At 45.1% G+C, this 536-nt stretch carries 1 protein-coding gene; it reads right to left on the bottom strand.

The features are described from left to right. Window positions 1-536 (bottom strand): protein rep (locus KP705_RS16690; protein ID WP_215765063.1); only part of this gene is annotated, 536 nt, incomplete at both ends.

Raw genomic sequence — 536 nt, forward strand, 5'->3', positions numbered from 1 at the left:
CTTCTTCATCATCTTCAGAGATCCATCAGACTGATCTCGAACGATGCGAAGCCTCTCATCATTAAGAGACCCCTTGAACTCCTTAAACGATCCGTACCTCTGTATCAGTCGCGTATTGAGTGTCTCATTATAGAACCACTCAAGATGGCCATCCTCCATCGTCTCAATATCGTTCGGCTTAGTCACATATTTTGTGACCTCATCAACAGACTCAAGAGTTCCCGCATCCTTAACAATGCACGACATCCTCTCACGAACATCAGCAAGAAAATCCTGCCAGCCGTTCCCCTTCAAATACGGCAGATCAAAGAGGATATTCATATGCATGTTAAGGGTTTCATGATCCTCATTATGAGTGAACTCAGTCCCCCTGAAATACAGATTTGAACCATATTTTTGATTGAGCCAACGGAAGCAATCAGAGAGCTTGCGTGTCCATTTCCTATGCTCCGCCTTGAGGTCATCATATATGCGGACGTTCTCACCGCAGGTGATAACCATGTACCGCAGATACTTCCCCTTATTCGGGAGAATGT

This window comes from Gluconobacter sp. P1D12_c, from assembly GCF_018812105.1.
GTDB lineage: Bacteria > Pseudomonadota > Alphaproteobacteria > Acetobacterales > Acetobacteraceae > Gluconobacter > Gluconobacter oxydans_A.